This window comes from Bradyrhizobium hipponense, assembly GCF_008123965.1.
Classification (GTDB): Bacteria; Pseudomonadota; Alphaproteobacteria; order Rhizobiales; family Xanthobacteraceae; genus Bradyrhizobium; species Bradyrhizobium hipponense.
Genome location: NZ_VSTH01000233.1, coordinates 1 through 24179 on the forward strand (window position 1 = coordinate 1; position 24179 = coordinate 24179).

Genomic DNA, 24179 nt, shown 5'->3' on the forward strand with positions numbered 1-24179 from the left:
CCGCACACATCATCGCATGGTCACTCTGGCGCAGAGCTCACCAGGCGACCGCTCGGCATGCGCACCTCAAAGCAAAACGGCAACTGTAGTGTTAGGCGGGCCCTTTCTGAAGCCTACGTCGTCCAGCGGCATCGGGGGCAGCCTTTCCATTTCTAGCGCTTCAACGTTCGCGTGGAGAATACGATGGCGCAGCCGCCAATTTCGAGGCCGCAACCTCAACAACGATCATGGCGAGCTGGCTTGCCTGAGCTAGGCGCCCGTTCGCCCCACACGAAGGAGAAACGAGATGAATCAGCGAGATGTGGCCGAAGTCAATCTTCACGACCTACAGGTCTCGGATCCGCTGATTGGGAAATACCAGCACTTGGTGACGGAAGTGGCGATTCCCTATCAATGGGACGCGCTGAACGACCGCAATCCCGCAGCGACACCGAGCCACGCGGTAGAAAACTTCCGTATTGCCGCCGGACGTGCGAAGGGGGAGTTCTACGGCACGGTTTTTCAGGACAGTGATGTCGCAAAATGGCTAGAGGCGGTTGCTTGGTCGCTGTGCCAGGCGCCCAATCCGGACTTGGAGAAAGCCGCCGATGAGCTGATTGAAGTGATTGCGGCCGCCCAATGCGGCGACGGCTATCTCAACACCTATTTCATGCTAAAGGCGCCTCAGGACCGCTGGAGCAACCTAGCCGAATGCCATGAGCTTTACTGTGCCGGCCACTTGATTGAAGCGGGTATCGCTTTCTTTCTGGCTACTGGCAAACGACGCCTGCTGGAGGTCGTTTGCAAGCTTGCTGACCACCTCGGCACGGTTTTCGGCCCGGAGCGCGATCAGTTACACGGCTATGATGGCCATCCAGAAATTGAACTTGCATTGACGCGCCTCTACGAAGTGACGCAGGAGCAGCGATATCTGACGCTAGCCAATTATTTCGTGGAGCAACGCGGCACAGAGCCGCACTTCTATGACATGGAACACGAGAAACGCCGGCAATCGTGCCACGTCAAATCATCTGGCGTGCCCTCGACGGTGAAAAATAAAGCCTATAGCCAGGCGCACCTGCCAATTTCGGAACAGCGGACCGCAACCGGTCATGCGGTTCGGTTTGTATACCTCATGACTGCGGTCGCTCATCTCGCGCGGCTGCGTCAGAACGAGCAGCAACGCCAGGCTTGCCTACGGCTATGGCAAAACATGGTGCAGCGCCAGATCTATATCACCGGCGGTATCGGCTCGCAAAGCTTCGGCGAAGCGTTCAGCAGTGATTACGATCTGCCGAACGATACTGCGTACGCGGAAAGTTGCGCGTCGATTGGCCTGATGATGTTCGCGCGCCGTATGCTGGAGATGGAAGTGGACAGTCGCTATGCCGACGTGATGGAGCGCGCGTTCTACAATACGGTCCTAGGCAGTATCGCTTTTGATGGGCGTCACTATTTCTATGTTAACCCGCTCGAAGTTCATCCCAAAACGCTGCGGTCCAATGGCATCTACAGTCATGTCAGGCCGGTGCGGCAACGCTGGTTTGGCTGCGCCTGCTGTCCGCCGAACATCGCACGCATCTTCACATCAATTGGTCATTACATCTATACGCCATGCTCCGACGCGCTCTATATCAATCTCTATATTGGCAATAGCGTGGCGGTATCGGTCGGCGGGCATACGCTGCGGTTGCTCATAAGCGGCAACTATCCTTGGAGGGACGAGGTGGAAATCGCTGTGGAATCTGCACAGCCAATCGCCCACACGCTCGCCCTGCGCCTGCCGGAATGGTGCAGCGCGCCGGAGACGACCCTGAACGGCGAACCTGTCAATTGCGAGTCGCGCAAGGGCTATTTGCACATTCACCGCACGTGGCGGCAGGGAGATCGGGTCAAACTATCGCTGCCGATGGAAGTACGCCGCGTATACGGTCATCCGCAACTTCGCAATTTGGCGGGCAAGGTGGCTATCCAGCGTGGCCCTTTGATTTATTGTCTGGAAGAAGCCGACAACGGGACCGAGTTACATAACGTTTGGCTTCCTGCAGAAAGCCAGTTTTCGCTTATCGAAGGCTCTGGTCTCTTTAGCGACAAGATTTTGCTGCAGGCTGATGGGGCCAGGTTGCAACACACGCATTCTGAAGAAAGGGCGCTTTATCAGTACGACAAAGTGCCCGGACAGCTACAACTGCAGCCGCTGACATTCATTCCGTGGTTCAGCTGGGCTAACCGCGGCGAGGGCGAAATGCGGATTTGGATTAATGAGCGCTGACGCGAACGCCTGAGTCGCGCGTCACGTGCGATCAAGTTTGGCCGTGATGATGCCGTATCATCTCGGGCGCATCGGAGCTGCCCCTTGCTTTCTTGACGGGCGGACCATCTTGCAGTGCGTCAGCCGTCTTCGGATTATCGACGCTGGCTGTCCGATAGTCAGCTAGATTGCCGCCCAGAAACAAGACCTCGGCCTCCTCGGTCGGTATTCCCCTCACCCAAACTCGCAACTCCTCATCTCCAGGAGCATGGCCGCGCTCTAAAATACCGTTGATTTTTTTGGTCGGCCAAGCGATGACACTCGGTATCGTGTAGGTGTGTAACTCCTTAGCGTTCTCTGCAATTGCCTTCGCGCCATGCTCGGTCTCGTCCTTTGAAAGGAGCAGTCGTGAGGGGTCCTCGCACAATGACACAAAAGCACTCTCTGTAACGCCTTGGGTGTGCCATGCAGCGAGGCGCGCCATATCAATTTCGTCCTCCCTTTCGTCGTCCGAGCAGATAGCGGCCTTAGAAACATGCGGGCTAGCGTGAGCACGCAAATCCGCTAAGGAACGCACATGCGCGATGGCATCCCGGGCTTCCTGGAGCCGCGCCGCATGGCCGAGAAGGCGCTCACCGCCGTGGTGCAGGAGGCCTATGTGCAGGGCGTTTCGACCCGCTCGGTGGACGATCTGGTACAGGCGATGGGCATGACCGGCATTTCCAAGAGCCAGGTCAGCCGGCTGTGCAGCGAGATCGACGACAAGGTGAAGGCGTTCCTCGCCCGTCCAATCGAGGGCGACTGGCCGTATCTGTGGATCGATGCCACCTACATGAAGGTGCGCCAGGAATGGCCGCATCGTCTCAGTCGCGGTGATTGTCGCGGTCGGTGTCAACAGCGACGGCCGGCGCGAGGTGCTCGGCATGGACATCGGGCCGTCCGAGGCCGAGGCGTTCTGGACGGCGTTCCTGCGCAAGCTCGCCCGCCGCAGTCTGCGCGGCGTCAAGCTGGTCGTGTCCGATGCCCACGAGGGTATCAAGGCCACCGTGGCCAAGGTGCTCAATGCCAGCTGGCAGCGCTGCCGCGTCCACTTCATGCGCGACGCGCTGGCGCATGCCGGCAAGAGCGGACGGCGCGTCGTCTCTGCCTTCATTGCCACAGCCTTCGCCCAGGACGATGCCGAGGCCGCGCGAGCACAGTGGCGGAAGGTTGCCGACCAGCTTCGCCCCAAGCTGCCCAAGCTTGCTGGCTTTCTCGACGACGCGGAGACTGACGTGCTCGCCTACATGACCTTCCCGCCGCAGCACCGGACCAAGCTGCACTCCACCAACCCGATCGAGCGCCTCAACGGCGAGATCAAGCGGCGCACCGAGGTGGTCGGCATCTTCCCCAACGAGGACGCCATCGTTCGCCTCATCGGTGCGATCCTGCTCGAACAGAATGATGAATGGGCCGTCCAGCGCGCCCGTTACATGACGCTGGAAACCATCGCGCCGTTGAGCGATGATCCGAGCGTCAGCCTCACGGCTATCGCCAGCTGACCAGCCCGGCTCTCGCCGGCGAACGCGGTGATCCACCGCCAGCTACACCACGCCACGGGACACGATCGAGCGCGATCCTCAGCCGCTTTGGCAGAAGACCTCTCATCGTACGCGATCGGCCTGTTCCGCTGCTGTCCACAGGAATTCTGAAGCGACCGAAGATTGGTGCTACCTAGCTGGGCACTTTACAATCTGACTCTGCATAGAGCGAAAATGGCAACCGCTGGCGAGGATGGCTGGAGGAACTTCACCAAAGCAGTTGGCTTTCGGTATTCGTCGTCTGCGGAACCGCGTAGCTCAGCTCCGTTCCAGTGTGCGCGCATAGCGACGCACAGCTGTGAGGCTGCTCGTTGCAGGCAACGAGTGACCACGCGAGTCAATGAAGTTCTTGAAACATCTATGGGATAGGAGCTGCATCGCCGCCGGGAATCAGTCGTCCATGGCTAGAATGCTCCCTCGCGTCTGTGCGAATTGGCTTTGCCTATCCAGCCGAGCTCTCCGCTGTCACGATCTTAATGGCTTCCCGGGATTTCTCGGGGCCGCGGCGGCTGGGCAGAATAGGAAACGAGATCAAACAGGAGCGCGCTATTCTGGTCAATGAGCCCAATTCCCGTCAAGGCACCAACAGCGACTTCGCCGTTCTAGACAACTTTGAACTATCGACCTCTAAAGTCGCCGTCAGGTGCCACGTCAGGTCAACGATCATTGCGGATTCGATAGTTGTGGGAAGATCTGCCTGGCTGTCATACGTTGGAAAGGCCGCGCCCAAGCGGTGCTCGGCCCTGGTCCCGTTGAGTATCGTGGCTTGGGTCCAGATTGGCGTGGTTGCTACAAACGTGGCTGGTATCAAAGAGTTGCTAGGGGAGCGTGCAACTCCAGATGGGCCGCGAGAAAGACGGCGGTTTTGAAGGCAACCAGACGGCTGTTGGAACGAGCGGCGCAGTTAGCCATGCTCTCTGATGGGAGGGCAGGGTCTCGTAGCGATGCCGATCGGCGGTTCCTCCCATTCATCTTGAGGCGCGAGCGATTGTTAGGCCCGCATTCTCCAGCGCATCCAAAACCCTATCAGCAATCGCCCGCGGATCGCGCTGGTCCTCTATTCTTACGTTACAGGCTAACGTAGCAGCGATAATCGCGCGCGCCGTTTTGCGCTGGAGGCAATCGTACTCGGCATACTCACCGCAAGTATTGCAGGTAATCACTGGTCGGCCAGTCCAGGGATCGTGCATTGCGATCTCGCACCAGTTTTCTGTGTGACATTTCGGACACAGCATAGATCGAGATTTCCTTGTGGTCTCAGCTCGCGCGCTACATGCTCGCCAATTGAACGACTGCTTGATACCAAAGCCGCAGAAGCCATCGATACTCCGGAGGTCGTGTTGCGCGTCCCGAAAAACACGATCGAGGCGGGCACGGAAGCAATCCAGGCACTCGAAGGGGCGCTCCGGCGTGAGCGACCAGTTGCCGCATCTGTGCCGACAATGCCTTCGATGGCGCCGCCTCGGTGCCCTTCTGGAACCGGCGCTGAACGGAGTACGGCGAGCATCTGCACCTCGATATCCCGCGGCGGTTCAATGTCCGTTCGACATAGAGCCGGCCGTCCCACGGACCGCGCTCTCACTACGCGTCCCGACAATGACGTCCTCCAGAGTATCGAGATCGCACACAATCCATGGCCTTCCTCTGCCGCCGTCCCGCCGAAGATCTCACGAGCACGGGCGCTCCGATAGCCCGCCCGCTGTACGAAAAGCGTTTCCGGATCAGTCGCCTTAATGGCTGAAAGTACCATCGAAAATCCGTTCCGCTGAACGAAGTTGCGAGCCGATCTCTCCGCCTATCACGACCGCCTCGCTCATAAAGTGTGCTGCCGTTGGTTGCTGCACTTGCTCACGTGATCCCGCATCGAGTTGTCGTCCTTTGGAGCAGACGCGATCTTGGCAACAAGAGCGGTGCCGTGTTCTTTTTGCAAGACGACGGATGACATCATGTTCGTCATCCGTCACGCAGCGCACTCCAATTGCCGATAGCCGCAGCGGCTCGACGACAGATCGCCACTTCGGGCCACTCTGGTCAACGCATTTCCCATATGCGAACTCCTGCTCGGTGAAACGAGCAGTCTCGGTAAAGCGGCAGGCGTCGCAGCAGCATGAACAACAGCTATCGCGTAGCGCTGATTGTTGAGCGTCGGGGACGCATACATATTCTTCTTTCGGCTCACGAGGCTATTTTTTCAGTTCGTACATCCGCGATCTGTCATTCCTTCCTGTCAACCGGTTCCAGGCCGGAATTGTTAAATCGTCAAAAGCTTCCAAGACCACCTTGCGTGCAATCGAAATGATGCCCTGCTCGCTCAGGGTCGCCAAGACGGCCATAGGATGACCGCCTTGGACATGCGTCCTGCTCGATGGGCCGATCATTGGGCCGCGAATGAAGCGGGCATGGATAGGAGGATGGGTATCGAACACTATGCCAACGTGCATGCCTACAGCTGCCCCGTTTCGGCGGGAGCAAGCCATTTGCAGGTTCGTGGTAGGTGGATCACGACCACCTAAGTTGGGGTATGGCCTCCCACTTCCTTTCCACTCTGAGGAGCAACGCGCTGATCTCCGGACGGCGACCTCCGCCGTGAGCAATATCTCAAATCGGGCAATCGCCACGCGGCGATGCTGTTCCGATCTTAGCATCCGGTACTCCTGCACTCCCGATTTCATCGCGAGATCTTGCAATGATTCGCCGAGGCTGCCTCACTGAGGCGTTTGGGGGCACCGCGGGCGTTCTGCAATCTGAGCTCGAAAGCTGTTGTACGGCCAGGCACGGTCGCCAGCTGCACGGAGACCTTACAATCTGACGCTACGTCCGATTCAAGCCCTTATGTCGAGAGTCGCGCATTTGGCGCGGGATCTGACGAGATCCACCAGTGAACCCAACCTCCACTATCATTTTGCGTTGGCGTGGTGTTTCCAAGCGGGCGTTCTCAACCGAGAAGACGGCAGTGAAGCTTACTCGACGCGCTTGGGCTTATTGCGAGTGGCTTGTCGCATCTCAGACATTGACAGAGCGGGCGGCAGATGACGGCAAATGAGGTGCTTTTGCGAAGGCCAGCCTACGGGATCTTACGTAGGTCATGTGTCGCATTTTCTTGATCTAAAAATTGCATCGTCTTTTGCATGAAGCAGAAGAAGCCATTCTCCGACGCCAAACATTGGCGAGGCCGTGCGGAAGCGACGCGAGTAAAAGCGGAGTCGCTCGAGGACGACACATCCAGATGCAGGCTCCTCATGGTCGCTGAGGAGTATGATAAGCTGGCTCGCCTCGCGGAGGAGCGGCAAAGAAATGAGGTTGACGGGCAGTTCTGATCGCCGCCGGAGCGAACGGTTGCATCGAAGGTCAAGGCGTTGTGATCGCAGCGCGGAAGCCCTTCCGTTGGACGGCTCTAGGGCTGAACAACGCCCTCATACGGTAACGCCAATGAGCGAGGCTGCTGAATGAGTGCGGTCCGCGCGTCCGAGCCTCTGGCCGTGAATCAATTGTGAGTCAGGGGGTCGGCCACATGGATGACGCATTGAGGTGTCTCAGGCGGCAAGCCGGCTAACCGCTGGACATGAGAAAGAATGAGATGAAAGCCCACCGTCAGATGGTCGCAAGAGCGAAATTACAAGCCTCTCGCTCGACGAACTGGCGAAGCATTGGCGTCGCTTTGCATCATCTGCCGAAGCCGGGGACGTGTCTTGGGGTGACAAAGTAGCCGGATCGCCGGATCATGCCACGCGAATTGGCTTCCGCCGCCATTTTGGCTGCGAGGCGTTTCAGCCGAATTCTGGCATCTTGCACCAAACACGGTTAGCTCAACGCCATAACGTTGCGGACTTGTTAAGGCCGAGGCGAGCAGAAGCTCCTGCCGGCATGGGTTGCGTAGCCAAACCATCGTAGATGTCTGCGCGGATCGTCTGCATCAGGCAAGTTCGCAACGAAGTCACTCATGACGAGAAAATCCAACTGAAAAGCATAGTCGAAAGACCAACCACAACAGAACTCTTCGGCGGGCGAGACCGATGGTTATTCATCGAGATAGGTTCCGTGCAGATGATCAGGAGTATCTGGGACTGCCCATGCCGGGGTCGCAGCCGCTCGATGTATGAGTCGGACGACACGAGTGGTGCGGGAGTCAACTCTATCGGTCGAAACAAGGAGAACCGCGTGAGGAAGCAAATTGTAGAAAGACTCGAGGCGGGGCGCGTACGAGATGGCCGATTCGCCACCGCACCGGGATCTGGTCCGGTCTCTTCTACGTGCAGGGGCCTTGTGGCTGTCAGCTCAAGATCATCGGCTTCGTCCGTCCGGGATGGGAGCATGTCTCTGTGTCGACGCCACGGCGTTCTCCAAACTGGGACGAAATGTGCCTCGTCAAAGATCTGTTTTGGGATCAGGAGGAATGCGTGATGCAGCTGCATCCTCCTCGTTCGCAGTATGTGAACAATAGTCGCTATTGCCTGCATCTCTGGAGGCCGACACGTCAGGTCATTCCGTTGCCTCCGGCAGCCTTCGTGGGCATCGTCGGGCTTGGGCCGTCTGAAGCGGCAATTCTGTTTGCGCAGATGAGTGCGGTGTCATAACTGATCTCGCCACGTCGGTGTTAAGTCGAGCCGCGGCAAAGTACTCTGCTGTTCCCGCAGATCATCTTCGAGAGTCCAGACGGATTTCCGCACCACAGCCATGGGCGATGAGCACACCGTCGATAGAGCTTAGGTGACCTAATGATGCACAGGCCCGCCAAGAGCGTGCGGGCCACCACTCTGCGCCCCAGAGCCCAACCGGCTGCGCTTTTGAAGGCGACGGGAGGCAACGCTCGCAGAGGCGGCTCGTCCGGACAACCAGTGATTGTGCGGAATGTGAGGCGCATAACCACACCAGCGCGGAATCGGCCGGGTGACGAATTAGAACAGATTCGTCGGTCCGTTATACGTGTGGCGCGGCCAAACCACATCGGTATCAGGAAAGGATCCTATGGGGCGCAACCACCGTACGCATTGGCTAGTTGCCTGAGTGAGGCGCGTCGAGGAAATGTTGTTGCCTGCGCCGCGATGCTGCGAGGAAATCCTGCATGAGAGGCGGCTAATTAGCCTGATATGAGCGCCATCCCGGCGCAACTAGGCGATAATTCTCGTTTGATACCGGGCAAGAGTGTTGCTTTGCGGAGCTACGCACGACGGTATCGTCTCTATGATCGAGCGAAAGCCTTGGGGGTACTGTGGAAGGCGAAGGCAATAGCGGCCACAACGGCGCGCCGGTCCGCCGCGACTGGGAACGTGCCGAGGCGGAAGGGGTTTACGCGCTGCCATTTGCTGACCTCCTATTTCAGGCCCACACCGTTCATCGCGGCAATTTCGACCCAAATCACGTCGAAACCGCAAGCCTGCTCAGCATCAAGACCGGCGGTTGTCCTGAAGATTGCGCCTACTGTGCACAGAGCGTGCATTACGACACTGGCCTGAAGGCAACTCGCTTGATGGATCGCGCTGATGTGGTCGCCGCCGCGCAGCGCGCCAAGGCCGCCGGGGCGACTCGCTTCTGCATGGCCGCGGCCTGGCGCAGTCCAAAGGACCGCGACCTCGATCAGGTCTGCGACATGATTGCCGCCATTAAACGTGTTGGCATGGAGACGTGCGTAACGCTCGGCATGCTCACGCCAAAGCAAGCCGCACGGCTCGCCGACGCCGGCCTCGACTTCTACAATCACAACGTGGACACTTCGCCGGAGTTCTACCGCAGCATCATCACTACCCGGACCTTGCAGGATCGCATCGAAACTCTTACACGCGTGCGCGAGGTGGGCATCAAAGTCTGCTGCGGCGGCATTATTGGTATGGGTGAGCACGTCGAGGACCGTCTCGGCATGCTGGTACTGCTCGCCAATCTTCCCAACCATCCGGAAAGCATACCGATCAACCTCTGGAACGAGGTGAATGGCGTGCCGGTGAAGGTCACGGCGGACCGTCCCGATCCGATTGCCCTGGTGCGCCTGGTGGCGACCGCGCGGATCATGATGCCCAAGAGCGTCGTACGGTTGGCCGCAGGGCGCCAGTACATGACTGATGAACTCCAAGCGCTATGCTTCTTGGCGGGTGCGAATTCCATCTTTGTCGGCGATGTGTTGCTGACTACCAAAAACCCGCAACTTGACCGTGACGCAAGTTTGCTTGCCCGGCTCGGCATTACGCCTGGACTCGTTTAGGTTATCAGAACAACAGAGGTGCTGCGCGCAAGCGATCAGCGTAGGTGAGAAATGCAGATTGTCTTGATGAAGGGAACGATTCATTGCGCCTCGGTAACTGAATCCGACCTGCACTATGAAGGCTCGATCTCGATTGATCGCGCGCTGCTGGACGCGGCCGGTATCCTGATCAACGAACGCGTCGAACTCTACAATCTCGAGACGGGGGCACGCTTTGCAACGTTTGTGACAGAAGCGCCACAGGGATCCGGCACCGTAGACGTGAACGGTGCGGCGGCGCGATTGGCGATGCCCGGAGATAAGATAAGTATCGTCGCATACGCGTCATTTGACGAGGAGGATGCAAGAATCTTCAGGCCGCGCATTGTGCTGGTTGATCGAGAAAATCGCATCCTGCCGGTTTGAATCCAAGCAGCCAACGCGGGAAGACCCCGCTCTTCACCGCCCGTTGGCGTTTTGCGCATCCACCGTTGCTCAGCGAGTGAAGAATGAGTTCCATCGTTGCCGCTAAATTCGCCAGCTATGTGGCAGGCCTGGATGCGCTTAAGGAAGACGACCGCCTGCGCAGTCTCAGGCCGCGCACCGGGGCCGACTTTTCATCAAACGATTATCTGGCCCTGGCGAGCGCGCCGCGCATGAAAAAGGCCATCGTGACAGCGCTCGAAGCCGGTACTCCGATCGGAGCCGGCGGATCACGGCTTCTGCGCGGCAACTGCGAGGAGCACGAATGCCTCGAAGCAGAGGCGGCGCGGTTCTTCGGGGCGCAGACCGCGCTTTTCTTTGGCGGTGGTTATGTCGCAAATTTTGCGGTGCTGACAACGTTGCCGCAACGGCACGACCTGGTCGTCCTTGATTCGCTGGTTCACGCCAGTATTCACGAAGGCGCGCGAGCTGGCCGAGCCGCGTTTCGAATTAGCGCCCATAACGATCCCCAGGCTATCGAAGGCGCAATTCGCGACTGGCGGACCGCGGGCGGAGCGGGGCAGGTCTGGATCGTAGTCGAAAGCCTCTACAGCATGGATGGCGATTTCGCGCCGCTTGAAGATTTGCTCGCGATCGCGGACCGGCACGATGCGTTCTTGGTTGTGGACGAGGCTCATGCCACCGGCGTTTACGGCGAGCAGGGACGAGGGCTCACTGCGCCCTATGAAGGACGCGAAAATCTCCTCGTTGTTCATACCTGCGGCAAGGCGCTGGGAGCTGCCGGCGCGCTTGTCACCGCCTCTGGCGTGCTGCGCGACTTCATAGTCAATCGCTGTCGCCCGTTTATTTTCGCGACTGCCCCTTCGCCGCTAATGGCGGTGGCCGTACGGGAGGCTCTGTTGATCCTGCAGGAGGAGCCGGAGCGCCAACAGCGGCTGGCGAAGCTTGTCGCGTTCACGCTTCGGGAGATGGTTGCGCGAGGCGAGAGAAGTCCTTCGAACTCGCAGATCCTGCCCTATATCGTTGGCGAGAATGCCCGCGCCATGAGGTTAGCCTCCGCGCTACAGGCTCGCGGATTTGACATCCGAGGAATCAGACCGCCAACGGTGCCGGCCGGCACGGCCCGTTTACGAATTTCACTGACGCTCAATGTCGGAGAGGATGAGGTGCGTGCGATGCTCGATGCGCTCGCTGAGGAGACGAGGGGCGGGTTTCGATGAGTCAGCGGATCGTGGTGACCGGCACAGATACAGGGATCGGCAAAACTGTCTTTTCGGCAGGCCTTGCTCAGCTTCTCGGCGCGAATTATTGGAAACCAATTCAGGCCGGTCTTGAAGATGAGACCGATAGCCAGCTGGTCGCTCGACTGGGCGGTCTCTCGGCCGATCGGATCGTTCCGGAGCGTTACCGCCTTAGAACGCCCGCTTCCCCGCATCATTCCGCCGAAATAGACGCAATTCGCATCGATCCCGATTCGCTCGTTGTGCCGGATACCGGGGAGCGACCGCTCGTCATCGAAGGTGCCGGCGGGCTGATGGTGCCACTGAGTTCTAGCGCACTCTACATCGACGTCTTCGAGCGGTGGCGGCTTCCCGTCGTGCTTTGCGCCCGCACGCTACTCGGGACCATCAATCACTCCCTGCTATCGATAGAGGCCTTGCGAAAGCGCCAGATCGACATTCTTGGGATCGCATTCATCGGGGAAAGAAATTCTGAAACTGAGAGCGCAATTTGTGACATCACGCGGGTACGTTGGTTAGGACGGCTGCCCTGGATTTCTCCTCTGACGGCAGACAGCCTACAGGCTGTCTTCAAGGGCTCGTTTATCCCCGGCGATTTCAAGCCATGATGCCAAACAAGAGGTGCCCAATTTGGCATCCATTCACGCAGCATGCTCTTGACAACGAGATGACCAAGGTTGTGCGTGGCAACGGTGCTTATCTCTACACTGCGGATGATCATCGAATCATAGATGCAATCTCATCCTGGTGGGTCGTCACTCACGGCCATTGCCATCCGCAGATCGTGAGCGCGATTCAGGAACAGGCCGGCAAGTTGAACCAAATCATTTTCGCCGGCTACACGCATGATCCGGCTGAGGAGGTCGCTCAGCTCCTTTTGAAACTCGCACCCCGAGGCGTCGACCATGTGTTTTACTCGGATAGTGGCTCAGCCAGCGTAGAGGTCGCCTTGAAGATGGCACTCGGCTATTGGCACAATATAGGCGAACAGCGAACACGCATCGTTGTCATGCAGCACTCCTATCACGGCGACACGTTCGGCGCGATGTCAGTTGGTGCCCGCGGTGTCTTCAATGCGGCGTACGGACCCCTCCTGTTCGACGTGACCTCAATCCCGTTCCCTGCGAGCGGTCGTGAGCAGGCAACGCTTGATGCGCTTGAGTCAGCATGTCGGAACGAAAATCCCGCGGCCTTTATTGTCGAGCCTCTGGTGTTAGGGGCAGGCGGAATGCTGATGTACCCAGCTTGGGTGCTAAGAGAGATGAAGCGAATCTGCGAGGCATCCGACGTCCTGTTCATTGCCGATGAGGTCATGACGGGCTGGGGCCGCACCGGAACAATCTTCGCCTGTGAGCAGGCCAATGTCGTGCCAGATATAGCGTGCTATTCGAAGGGTCTCACGGGAGGGGCGCTGCCACTCGCCGTGACACTCTGCCGGGCAGAGATTTTCGATGCTCATTATTCAGAAGACCGTACGCGCACATTCTTTCACTCGAGTTCGTATACGGCAAATCCGGTCGCCTGTGCCGCCGCCAAGGCTAACCTGGATCTGTGGAAAGACCAGGAATGTCACCGGCGCATCGCCGCGGTCGCAACCATGCAAGAGCAGGCAATTGAAGCACTCCGCGCCAATCCGCGCTTTGCAAACGTTCGCCGTTGCGGCACAATCACAGCACTCGATCTGAAGACGAGAGATACCGGCTATCTCGCAGGCGTCGGACCGAAGCTTCACGCCTTCTTTAAAGGCCGCAATCTCTTGCTGCGCCCACTCGGTAATACGATTTACGTGATGCCGCCGTATTGCGTAACAGCAGGAGACCTGGGCGAAATATATGCAGGCATCTGTGACGCTGCCGATGCGCTGGCCTGAAGATGCGCGCGGGAGCGCAAGATCTAGGATTCTGAGCTGTCGTCCGCTTCCTGAACGACTTTGAGAGAGCCTTCCCATAGACTGCCTACGAAATGGACGATTGTTGCCTCGCATCCTGCAATGTGGGTGCCGCCGGCCGGGCGGCCGCGGGCTTCGCCGCCGGTCCACAGTGTCACCGTGCGTTCGGTTTCAATCCGATCGCGTCATCGCGATTGGGTACCCGTTCATCGGTGTGGATGCCTGCGCGAATTCGGCACAAGGTGATGAAGCTATGCGTCCATTGGTGGCGGCCTGTTGCTGAAGTTCCTCCGTCATTTCGACCAGAGGAGATTGCCTGGACGGCAGGTCTTATCAAGAGGCTACGGACGCGAAGATGGTGGACACGTCATCCGCATTCTGGAGTTTGCCGCAGCCGTGCGAGCGCTGGTGCATCTTTCCTATTTCCCTCGCCTGGATCCCGCTCGCTTCGGAATGTGCCTGCAGTCCGCCGAAGCCGCGGCTTTGAGCGCCATAAGCCCATCAGCAGCGATACGAAATGGACATATGCCGCCTTAAGTGGGCTTTGACACGTAGATCGGAGCCTCATAAGCACATCCACTGTCGCCGCTCGCGTGCATCGTCTCCAGGCCGCCGTGTTGACTCGCAGAATGTTTGGATGGTGAGTCCCAGAACCTCCGCGCAGAGGAACATCTTGAAAGATTTTGTTTGCTGACCGCGCAATCATTGGAAACTTTGTACTTTCCAACTTCTCAGTGACCCGCCTTTTCGGCCTTGCTATTGACAGATACCTTTTGCTCTTCCAAGGGAAAGGCCATTTCCAGAGACATGCGGGGCCGGGTCAGATCGAACATGAGCCACATTTCGCAGCTGTCAGTTGAACGCGTCACGATTCCAGTTCTGCAACGATGCAAGGAGGAAAGGCGCGCCATTGTCATGACCACGGCTTATGATGCGGTAACGGCACGTATCGCCGATCCTGTCGTCGACGTCATTCTTGTTGGCGATAGCGTCGGCAACGTATGCCTTGGGTTTGATGACACTTTACCGGTCAGCATGGCGATGATGAATCACCACCTGGAGGCGGTCGCGCGAACAAGGCCTCGCGCCATGCTCGTAGCTGACATGCCGTTTCTCAGCTTTCATCTCAGTCCCGACGACACGATACGCAACGCTGGAGGCTTCCTGCAGCGTGGCGCCGACGCCGTCAAGCTTGAGGGAGGGGGTAAGCGTGTCGAGATGATCCGAGCCTTGGTGAATTGCGAAATTCCCGTGATGGGCCATCTTGGTCTCACGCCACAAAGCGTCAACGCGATGGGTGGCTTCAAGGTACAAGGTCGGAACGCGGACGATGCCCTACGTCTGCTTGACGATGCGCACCAGCTACAGCAGGCCGGATGCTTTGCTCTTGTCCTCGAAGGCATCCCGGCTGAGCTCGCTGCCCGAGCGACTGAATCTCTCACCATACCAACGATCGGGATCGGAGCGGGTCCAAGTTGCTCAGGCCAAGTTCTAGTGTTCCACGACGTGTTGGGGCTCGCGGGAAGCCATTATCCCAAATTCGTCCGTGTCTACGTAGACGGCCGTCAGCTGCTGCAGGAGGGCCTCTCGCGCTGGGCAGCTGATGTCCGTAGCGGGGCATTCCCTGCGCCGCAGGAGTCATATCGGATTCCGGACGGCTTGCGCGAGTCGATCGTAAACTGGACGCCTTCCAAATCAAGCTAGTGCAAGGTCCAACATGTAAACTAGCAAGTACGGTCGGGGAACTGCGCGGCGCCCTTGCCCAGGAGCGCCAGTCCGATAGCGAGGCGGGCCCGCTGCGACGATTGGTCGCCCGCACGAGCGTCATCTAGCCTTGGCCGAAAGCTCGACGACCTCCGATATCACCCGTCGTGAGGGCCTTCCTCGCACCCGCTCCAGTTGAGACCAAATGAGGATCTCGGCAGATAGTCTCGTGACTTCCCAAACGATGAGAAGCCGTGTCGCGAAGCGGGTCGGTATCGTCTCTGCGCCAGGATCCCGGGAGACTTGTCCGGTGTTATTTGAGACCTCGTCGAACCGGCGAACTCGCCAAGCCTCTGCACGCTTGCATTTTCGCGGCGTTGCGAAGTACGTGTGCAAGCTGTTCAAGATCGTGCCGCCCATTGTCGCATGCACTGGACAAAAGGGTTCAACAACGCGCGGTCGTGCGCCGCATGGTCGTGAATCTAAATCTTCCGATCGAGATCATCACCGTTTTGAGACGGTGAGAAGCCGACAGGCTCGCGATGAGCAATCGGACCGCCATCTCATCGAACAAGAACGGTTGGTTGCCGAGGGCCTTTTGCTTCGGGCAGCTGCGGGCCGAGACGGAGATTCGAACGACTGGGACGTCTCGGGTTCAGTGCGGCACTCGAAGAACCATCTCGCCGAGTGTGATTGGATTAGGTTCGATCGCCAGATCTAGGTCGAAAACCGGCGGCTAGACGACTGGTACAGCGAAGCTAGTCTCACGACACTCGATCGTATTTGGATGGATGGCAATGGGCTGAGTTCGCCGGTGCCATACAAACCCTGAGCAATACACGCTTCGTGTTGCTCTTATGCCGATCACCGGCTCGACCGGCGGCACGCAATCGCCGCCGGATCTGGGTTCGAACGCTATTCCAGCGCCGTCACAAGTCGATGCTATCGGCACCCTGCCGTACTCAAACGATCAAATGCATACAGCTAGTTCATTGCAGGTTTGGCTTGCGGGAGACCTGAGCGTGGTGGCATTCCAAGGACGAGCTGAGACAGATATGGAACGCCGCGAACAATCGAACGGATCGTTAGGGCGATCGCAATGATCGCGGCCCCGAGCATACCCGCGATGATCAACCGGGTCGTGAGATCCCAGAGTACTCCGAACTGTATGAAATCCATGAGACGGAACACGGTACCCTGGACCAGGTAGAGCAGTAGTGTGGTCTGGCCCAACTCCACAGCGATAAAGCGGGCCATTCGATTTGAATGGCCAAAGCTCCAGCATTGCAGCAGGAGTTCGATAGCGATTGCTGACGCAGCTGCAGAGCCAACAAACATGAGAAGCACGTCTTTAGTCGACCGAAAATCGTGAATTAGCGCAAGATTATTGTAGACATAGGTGTTCTTGCCCCATGCTAGAAAGCATACGCAAGTCACTATCGAGAGAAATAAAATCAGGAGCGGCTTGTGATTGTCGCAATGTACTCGTCCATCGTTCTCTCGATTGAGCAAGCAAGAAGCCGAAGCAGAAGAACGGGTAAGTGAATCTGATCAGGGGTGATATGGAGAATGTCAGAGGCGCGAGTGCGACCAGTATGGCTGAGCCAGTTATGACCCACGATCGGCAGTTGAGCCTGGTAGAAATCTTGATGAGAAGGTAGGAAACAAATGTGGCCCAGATGAACCAGTATGTGCCAGCGAGATCGTCTAAAAATCCCAAAAGTCCGCTCGTTAGGCTGGTCGCGCGCCACAATGCCGCTAACTTAGCTGTCTCCATTATCGCCCACCAAAACAGCATCGGCAGCAAGAGCTGCTTCGCGCGGTCGCTGGTTGCTCGAGTGAACGACTTTTGCAGCAGCGATCGAGAAGAAAGATATCCGCTTATCGCCATAAAGAGCGGCATGTGAAACATATAGATCGATTTGTAGTACGGCGAATACCAAAACCCGTCGTCTCGGTAGATGACATACTGGATCAGGTGCCCAACAATGACCAAAACAATGAGTGCACCTTTCGCGAAATCTAAACTTAGATCTCGATCGTTTGCCTCTGTCGTGCGTGAACTGGGGACGATCGTTCCAGTCACGGGTATCAATGTATCAAACATCTAGATATCTGTTGTTGACGAGCCGGCGGCCCGTTGTCCGCTTCTTCTGCCTCATTTTTGATCCAAACGAAAGGTGATGGCGGGGGTTTTTGGAAGGGAGTTAGGCCTTCCAGGAACTAGCTGTGGGCCGAGCGTCTCTGAATGCCTCGGGGAACAACTTTGTGGCAAAGAAGATATCTAATTTGAGACACGGCTGTAGCCGCACGGGCACGGCATACTACTTGCAGACGCGTTTGTGGGAGGAAGACTGTCACGCTCAGTCTCCCACTCGGCCCGACGCATCCCAGACCCGGCAGATGCGTCGGGCTTCCTCGGTTGGCCCAAGCATAGTTGAGATTTCGTTTGTCAGCTTCGCTTGACGCCGAGGTGCTCACGCCAATAGGGGCTTCTGATAGCTGAAACTCGAGCGCGCCAACATTGGGGTTACGGCAGCATGCTACCCGCGCACGCCGATAGCGGTGCTCTGCAGTTCTGGAGCAAAAACCGAGGACCGACCTTTCTGCTTGAGACGCTTGTTCGGTTTCGTGTAACTAACGCCGTCAACCGCGCGTGCCTTGACGACTTTCGTCGCCCCATCTCTTAGCGAAGCTCGTGGCTTCGTGTGCATCCGCGAAGGCCTTAGTTGGATCGTACTCGCAGGATGACTGATAGCGAATCAGCTCGACCAGAGTCGCTCGCGATTGCGAGGTTCTATGGTCAAAGGTGCTGCTCGCACTCAGTGTTGTGGAGGACCAAGGAGGGCAGCAGGCGTTCTTCGCGCATCAGCCGACTCGGCGGATCACAGACAGCATTGGCGTTCAGGCGTCACCTCCATAATCATGGCTTCAAAACTCCTGAACGTTTCGGCGGCAAGCGAGGACTCGCGCCAGTGACCTGTGCGGCGATGCTGTCGCTAGCAACAGTTTCTCTCGTGTGCCTAGAAATTAGCTTCCTCGCGCTGAATTCAAAGTTTCGGTCAATGACTCCTCGAATATGTCTAGGCCTTGTCCCAACGTTTCTTGGTCGATCGTAAGTGCGGGCAAGAACTTCACAACCTCATCCGTCGGTCCGCATCGCTCGATAATCAATCCCTTCTCAAACGCTTTATGTGACGTCGCCTCTGCGATCTCGGTCGTCTTGCAATCGAAGCCGCATACCATGCCCCGTCCACGAACAGCAAACTTGTTTCCGTGCTGATGCGCGATAGCATCGAGTCGGCGCCGCATAAAAGCGCCCAAGCGTTGGACCTGTTGCGAGAACGTCTGGTTACGCCAATACAGAGTCAAAGCCGCTTTGCCAGAAACGAGTGCAAGGTTGTTTCCGCGAAACGTTCCCGTGTGCTCGCCTGGTTCCCATGCGTCGATCGCTTCTTTGATCAAGAGCATCGACAACGGCAAGCCGTACCCACTCAGCGATTTCGACATCACAACAATGTCTGGCGACAAGGCAGCGAACTCGAAACTGAAGAACTCGCCTGTACGACCACAGCCCATCTGAATATCGTCAACTATGAAAATAGCTCCGACCTCTTTTGCCAAAGCCTGAATTGACTGCAACCATTCCTTACCGGCGACGTTAATGCCTCCCTCTCCTTGCACGGTTTCGACCAGAATGGCGGCGGGAAGGTCAATACCACTGCTCTCGTCCATTAATACCTTTCGCAGGTAATCCGCCGGACTGTCAGCGGAGCCAAGATACCCATCATACGGCATGAAAGTTGTGCCGGATAAGGGAATGCTGCTGGCCTTGCGGTAAAAGCGGTTACCGCTCGCAGCTATGGCTCCCAGGCTTTGGCCGTGATATCCATTCGTGAAAGAAATGACGTTGTGACGCCCTGTGACCTTACGCGAGAGCTTTAGAGCTGCTTCAACAGCGTTAGCTCCAGTAGGCCCCGTAAATTGAAAGCGGTAGGAAAGATTCCGTTCACGAAGGATGACAGAGCTAAAGGTCTCCATGAATTCGACCTTTGCTGGAGTGGCCATGTCCAAGCCGTGGACGACGCCGTCTGACTCCAGATACTCGCTGATTGCCGCTTTGATCTCCTGATTGTTGTGGCCATAGTTTAGCGCTCCAGCACCGGACAAAAAGTCAATGACCTTTCGGTCACCCTCCGCGAACATAATCGAGCCGCGCGCCCTACTGAAGACAGCAGGAAAGGAACGTGAATACGAGCGCACATTGGACTCTAGCGTTTCGACTGTCTTCATGCTGCGCGGCCCGTGTACTCCAACCATGTTGTCGTCTCCTCGACAAGAAAATCTACCCGACGAACGTGCGCGCGGCCAACATCGTACAAGAGAGGCAAGCGGTGAACGCGCGGCTCCGCGCCTCTCGACGTCCTTTGGATTGCGCGTAGCGCGTCTGAAAAACAGCTCCAGCGATTTACCTGAGAACCGTGCGGAACAAAGCTACTATGTCTAGTAGTGTCGTCCACATCCAGCGAACGCCACTGGCTAAAGTCGTCTTTCGCGGACAGGCTTGATTAGCCGCGCGAAGAATTTGCACATGCTGCGCGGTTAGCTTGCGTTAGGACAAATTCTGTAAAGGAGAAAGAATGGAATAACTTTCATCGTGACCCAAAAGGGTCCGATGCGCTCCCGTCGGTAGCAAAGGCATGGCTTGAGATCGCATCCGACCAGCGGCATTAGTGTCGCCGCTGCAACGGATGCGTAAGTTTCGGGTGCTTCGGCCCGAAGGATGCCGAGATCGGACGCACGAATCTCGCGGTGCAAACTGTGGATCGTTCGGAAGTCCAACATGGCCTGCAGCCTTTTGTGAATGCAGCGATCGTCTTGAAAGGCTGCGTGATTTCGCTGTGATCGGCGCGTCATCCTCCACAGACTCCGGCGCCGGACTTTCTCTGGAGCACTCGCAGAAGCGTCGGGTGAACCCTTTTTGGCGAGGTCCTGCCTGGCAAGCCGCTGCCGCGGTACTTTCGACCTAGGCTCATCGTCGTAGGTGCGCACCTTCGTTAGGGCGAGGAGGGCCTCGCCTCGTCTGACTACGCGATCATACCAGAGGCGTTTTTGTCAGGAGCCCCCACGCTGCGAGTGCTTCGATGAGCTGCCGAAAGCACAACAACAGCGACAGGAATGCGGCAAGGTGGAAAGGCGCGCCGCACCACGAGGTAAGCACTGGCAGCGGCACATTGATCGATATCGTAAGCGCCGCGCGGACGCGGTGTGGTCGAGACTGCTTCCCCATCTTTCACGCGTCCGTTCCGCCACGATGCTCGCGCAGTGCTTCATCGAGGCAGGCGATCAACTCCAGACCGGCAAAGGGTTTGGCGAAAAAGCCAGTTACGCCGGCACTCAACGCGCGGGCTCGCGTGCGATCATCCGCGAAGGCAGTAATCAAGATGAATGGCGCGGCGTGACCCTGGGCCCGCATCTGTTCCAAAAGTTCAAAGCCGCTCATCGTGGGCATCTGCACGTCTGCAATGACACAGGACGTATCGTTCAATTGAGACGACCGCAAGAAGTCCTCAGCCGATGCAAACGTATGAACGACGTGGCCCTGCGATTTCAAAAGGTTGTCCAGTGCGGCACGAATCGAAGGATCGTCGTCGACAACGGAAACAGTTGAATACCTGGACAAGACGACCCGTTCTAGTTGGATGAAGGCGGTGGCCGAAGCATGACAGCCAGCTGAAGGGTGCGCGTGTACGACGAAATTGTAAAATCATACTTAGGTTTGTACCCTGAAACGGTCGGTCCCAATTCCCAGCCTCTCACTCATCCTGATCAAATCGGCTAGCGATCGAGCGCCCATCTTCTTCATCACGTGCCCGCGATAGATTTTAACTGTAATCTCAGCGAGCCCGAGTTCCGCGGCTACCTGTTTGTTCAATAGGCCGGCGGCGACCAGTTTCAAGACATCCTGCTCTCGCGGACTTAGGGCCTCAAACAAGGACTGCAGCCTCCTGACCACCTTGTCTACACCTCGTCTCTTCCGATCCTGTTCGATAGCTGCGACTACGCCATCGAGCAGTTCCTGATCGCGAAACGGCTTGCTGAGAAAATCGATTGCTCCACTCTTCATGGCTTTGACGGTCATCGGAATATCGCCATGAGCGGTGATGAAAATGATGGGAATGTGAATCTTCAGTTTGGCTAACTCACTCTGGAGCTCTAGCCCGCTCGATCCTGGCAGCCTGATGTCAAGCACAAGGCAGCTAGGAACATCAGGAAACTCGCTCTGAAGCAGTTCCTGGGCCGATCCGTAAGCAACGACATGTAGACCGATCGAACGAAATAGGTTGACCAGCGATTCGCGCATTGAGAGGTCATCGTCGACGACGAGGACGCTCGGCCTCACCTCCGGCCCTACGACATTTGCGGCTTCCTTCCGCGGTTCAGAGCGCTTGGTCACGATAAGAGCCTCATTTTTACGATTTACAGTAGAATTGACGCGTCACAATGACCTTTGATTGATCGCAGCCTTTCGCGCAGTGCGAATCTTTGAGATTTTCCAGGTATGTGATTGGTCAGCCATTCGCGCCAGCATGACCCATTACAGGAAAGTCTAGCAAAAACCGCCTGAGTGGTCGAGAACTGCCTTTCGCGTCCGTCCGCCGTCGCGTTGGATCGGCCCCGGCATCGATCCCGATCAACAGCCGGTCGAGAACACCGAATCCAGGACTTGAGGCGCTCGCTTTAGGATGGCGGCGCGTGTCGCCTGGCCTTCGCGAGTGGGGCTGCAGCGGACGACTCATTTTGCGGCTGAAGGATCAGAATGCCCGCCGCCTTGGTAGTTGAACGCGGGGGCGCGAGCTGAGCGAATTGGCGCGATTGTGCCTGTGCATGCGCCGATCACGCCGGCGTTGCGATCGGCAAGCGGCGTAGACTATCGCACCCGTAATAAGGAAAATAGAAATCAGAACAAGTAGCAGCGGCATCAGCACATGAACTCTTCTTTTCCGTCGTCAGAGCGCCTGTGAGTTGCGTCTTTGCGAGCTTGGGAAAAGCACCCTTGCATCGACTTCGTACAACCTGACGCAAGGTGCGATTCAAGTCCTTTCCGTCACGTTTGTAGGAAAGATGCTCGAACTCGAGCTGCTGCAGGGACGCTCACGTTCGTTCGTCTCGTTGCTTCCTTCACCAGGCTCGCATCCCAAGATCAGGCGGCGTAATCTGAATGGAGAGGCGGGATACACTCCATTCGGTGTCCGGCTGCGGACCAGTTCGGCAAACGCAGCTGCATTTGCTCTCCTGCATCAGCCAAACAACCGCTGATCCAGCCAAAGAATCATTCTCCTACCAGAGTTGGCGGACATCACGGGTCCGTGCCGGGCAGCCTGGAGTTGAAGCTCCGCTCTTTGATCTACATAGGAACGACAAAACGCGCCCCGAGCGGTCAACCTGAAGCTGTTGTCAGACCTGCCAGTAGCTTATGGATCCGCTAAGGGCCCAAGGCCCGTGGGCGAATTCTCGGGACCGGCTTCTGCGAGAAAGGGTAGTTCGACATGCCAGATATCAGCGAGGCGATCGCCGAGCTCACTGATCGTCTGATCGCATTCAGAGTGGTTCGCACCATAATCAACCAGGGAAGCGACATTTCCGCCGGTCAGCGTAAAGAGGCACCGTGCCCTGCCGTCGGGTATTCCTCGGCCGGCATCGACCTCAGATCTAGGGACCGCCCGGAGATCGACAGCTTGGTGCAGGCCTCGAGGGGAACAGGCTGAACTGAAACTGCGCCGGTGCGGTTTCAGCTCGAAAAGCAATATCGGTCGCGCTTATGTCCGCCGGGGAGCCATCGAGGCGGCGAAAAGGTCCAGCTGTTCGATTTGCTGCAATAGACCGAGCGCTCTGAGCTTTAGGATAACCGATTTCGAGGGGCTGAAGCTTACCAAGCAGCTGCCTCGGTTCTTTGGCTCAAATCACTCGATCAGGCCTTGTGGTTTGTTGATCGGTCAATGTCTAAACGCGCCGCCGCATCATTGGATTCGTCTCATTCGAGCTAAGTTTCTCCTGCGAGTTATAAATCAGGCTCGTGGCTAGTATCTGAGGGGCGTTGTCGAAGGAGCGGCCTTCCTCAAGTGCAAAATTGTGTACGGCGAGCTCCTTCGATATCGTGTTGGATGCACAGGCTCTGTGCTTCCTTAGCTCGGTACGGCCACCTCAGTGTCGTCGCGCTACTTGCTTCACGGGACAACATGATCAAGATTTCACAGGTGACGCCGGGACGGACCGAACACATCCTAAGGCCGTGACAGCGCGCGCCGGGACCGCTCAAAACTTGTGAAGACACGTTTCTCGGCCCAATGCCATGTTAGTTCGGTGCTGAAGACTGTGTGCGTCGACGGTATGGTCGCTTGCTCGAAAGACATACTCGAACGACGTTGTGCGAAGCAAGTTGTGGCGCTCGGGACTTCAGTTCGCGCCAGGAGATCTCGCGATAGCTCATGGGGATGGAATTGATCGCGCCCCGGACGCTGAGGCCGATGCAGCCGTAAGAAGCCGGCATCCAATGGCCTGGCGCGTTGCGCCGATCATGGGCAAACCGATCAGCTTTTACACGTCATTGCCTGCTTGAGCAGTAGCAGCGATCTGGGGCCCTGCTGAACGTCGGGCAGTGGGCCGCTGGCGATCGGGTAACGGGCACGAGCCGCTCAATCAAAAAGAATCCTTCGGCCACACACTGCGCCAGTCGGGAGCGCCCGCCGCGATGCTGTGCAGGCCCGTATAGCGCGACAATCTGGANNNNCCATCCTGATTGCCGCGCCGCAGGCCCGGCCTGCGCGCAGGATTGGGCTGGATTGACACGATCGGGCTGTGACGTATTGGGTGTGTAAGTCGCATCTTGGTTGCCGCGGTCCAGTCTTTGGCGGCCTTG

16 protein-coding genes and 2 pseudogenes are annotated in these 24179 nt (G+C 57.4%); 11 read left to right on the plus strand and 7 right to left on the minus strand.

Annotation, left to right across the window (positions count from 1 at the left end):
* Window positions 1-286: 286 nt before the first annotated feature.
* Window positions 287-2251: a glycoside hydrolase family 127 protein gene (locus FXV83_RS40675; protein ID WP_148745654.1), complete on the plus strand. Its 1965-nt coding sequence runs from the start codon at window positions 287-289 to the stop codon at window positions 2249-2251.
* 31 nt (window positions 2252-2282) lie between these two features.
* On the opposite strand, the gene FXV83_RS40680 is transcribed toward FXV83_RS40675, so the two are convergent.
* Window positions 2283-2714, minus strand: a complete 432-nt coding sequence (locus tag FXV83_RS40680; RefSeq protein WP_148745655.1) for a hypothetical protein — start codon at window positions 2712-2714, stop codon at window positions 2283-2285.
* 108 nt (window positions 2715-2822) lie between these two features.
* Between FXV83_RS40680 and FXV83_RS40685 the strand changes: the two are divergent.
* Window positions 2823-3771 (plus strand): annotated as a pseudogene (locus FXV83_RS40685) (IS256 family transposase); the annotation flags it as partial.
* A gap of 1769 nt (window positions 3772-5540) precedes the next feature.
* Here FXV83_RS40685 and FXV83_RS40690 read toward each other — a convergent pair.
* The gene (locus FXV83_RS40690; RefSeq protein WP_148745656.1) at window positions 5541-5774 is read right to left on the minus strand and encodes a hypothetical protein; all 234 of its coding nucleotides are present in this window, start codon (window positions 5772-5774) and stop codon (window positions 5541-5543) included.
* Between the two features lie 219 nt (window positions 5775-5993).
* On the minus strand, window positions 5994-6143 hold the full coding sequence (locus FXV83_RS43435) for a hypothetical protein (protein WP_187436524.1): 150 nt from the start codon (window positions 6141-6143) through the stop codon (window positions 5994-5996).
* 1917 nt (window positions 6144-8060) lie between these two features.
* On the opposite strand from FXV83_RS43435, the gene FXV83_RS45600 reads away from it, so the two are divergent.
* The 8 genes from FXV83_RS45600 to FXV83_RS45605 all read left to right on the plus strand — a co-directional run bounded on the left by FXV83_RS45600 (window position 8061) and on the right by FXV83_RS45605 (window position 15980).
* Entirely contained in the window at window positions 8061-8384 is a 324-nt protein-coding gene (locus FXV83_RS45600) for a DUF7694 domain-containing protein (protein WP_430648979.1), read from the plus strand.
* A gap of 635 nt (window positions 8385-9019) precedes the next feature.
* On the plus strand, window positions 9020-10003 hold the full coding sequence (gene bioB / locus FXV83_RS40700) for a biotin synthase BioB (RefSeq protein WP_148745658.1): 984 nt from the start codon (window positions 9020-9022) through the stop codon (window positions 10001-10003).
* 51 nt (window positions 10004-10054) lie between these two features.
* Window positions 10055-10408, plus strand: a complete 354-nt coding sequence (panD, locus tag FXV83_RS40705) for an aspartate 1-decarboxylase (protein ID WP_148745659.1) — start codon at window positions 10055-10057, stop codon at window positions 10406-10408.
* Window positions 10409-10491: 83 nt separating this feature from the next.
* Window positions 10492-11646, plus strand: coding sequence for an 8-amino-7-oxononanoate synthase (locus FXV83_RS40710; RefSeq protein ID WP_148745660.1), 1155 nt, complete (start codon window positions 10492-10494; stop codon window positions 11644-11646).
* Window positions 11643-12275 carry a dethiobiotin synthase gene (gene bioD, locus FXV83_RS40715; RefSeq protein WP_148745661.1) on the plus strand — a complete coding sequence of 211 codons (633 nt, stop codon included), beginning with the start codon at window positions 11643-11645 and terminating at the stop codon, window positions 12273-12275. Before FXV83_RS40710 ends, bioD begins: the two co-directional genes overlap by 4 nt.
* Window positions 12272-13537, plus strand: coding sequence for an adenosylmethionine--8-amino-7-oxononanoate transaminase (locus FXV83_RS40720; RefSeq protein WP_148745662.1), 1266 nt, complete (start codon window positions 12272-12274; stop codon window positions 13535-13537). The genes bioD and FXV83_RS40720 overlap by 4 nt, the downstream gene beginning before the upstream one ends.
* Window positions 13538-14386: 849 nt before the next feature.
* Window positions 14387-15259: a 3-methyl-2-oxobutanoate hydroxymethyltransferase gene (gene panB, locus FXV83_RS40725; RefSeq protein WP_148745663.1), complete on the plus strand. Its 873-nt coding sequence runs from the start codon at window positions 14387-14389 to the stop codon at window positions 15257-15259.
* Window positions 15260-15503: 244 nt separating this feature from the next.
* Complete coding sequence (locus FXV83_RS45605) at window positions 15504-15980, plus strand: pantoate--beta-alanine ligase (RefSeq protein ID WP_210250800.1); 477 nt, start codon at window positions 15504-15506, stop codon at window positions 15978-15980.
* Between the two features lie 263 nt (window positions 15981-16243).
* Here the strand turns inward: FXV83_RS45605 and nolL are convergent.
* From nolL to FXV83_RS40750, 4 genes and pseudogenes are all read right to left on the minus strand, one after another.
* Window positions 16244-17366: pseudogene (nolL, locus tag FXV83_RS45280) on the minus strand (nodulation factor fucose acetyltransferase NolL).
* A 923-nt stretch (window positions 17367-18289) separates the two neighbouring features.
* On the minus strand, window positions 18290-19552 hold the full coding sequence (gene ectB, locus FXV83_RS40740) for a diaminobutyrate--2-oxoglutarate transaminase (RefSeq protein WP_148745665.1): 1263 nt from the start codon (window positions 19550-19552) through the stop codon (window positions 18290-18292).
* Window positions 19553-20552: 1000 nt separating this feature from the next.
* On the minus strand, window positions 20553-20942 hold the full coding sequence (locus tag FXV83_RS40745; RefSeq protein ID WP_148745666.1) for a response regulator transcription factor: 390 nt from the start codon (window positions 20940-20942) through the stop codon (window positions 20553-20555).
* Window positions 20943-21032: 90 nt separating this feature from the next.
* A complete protein-coding gene (locus FXV83_RS40750) occupies window positions 21033-21716 on the minus strand; it encodes a response regulator transcription factor (RefSeq protein WP_148745667.1) in 684 nt (227 codons plus the stop codon).
* 1093 nt (window positions 21717-22809) lie between these two features.
* On the opposite strand from FXV83_RS40750, the gene FXV83_RS40755 reads away from it, so the two are divergent.
* Window positions 22810-23028 (plus strand): hypothetical protein, encoded by a 219-nt coding sequence (locus FXV83_RS40755; RefSeq protein WP_148745668.1) that lies wholly within the window; start codon window positions 22810-22812, stop codon window positions 23026-23028.
* Window positions 23029-24179 lie beyond the last annotated feature (1151 nt).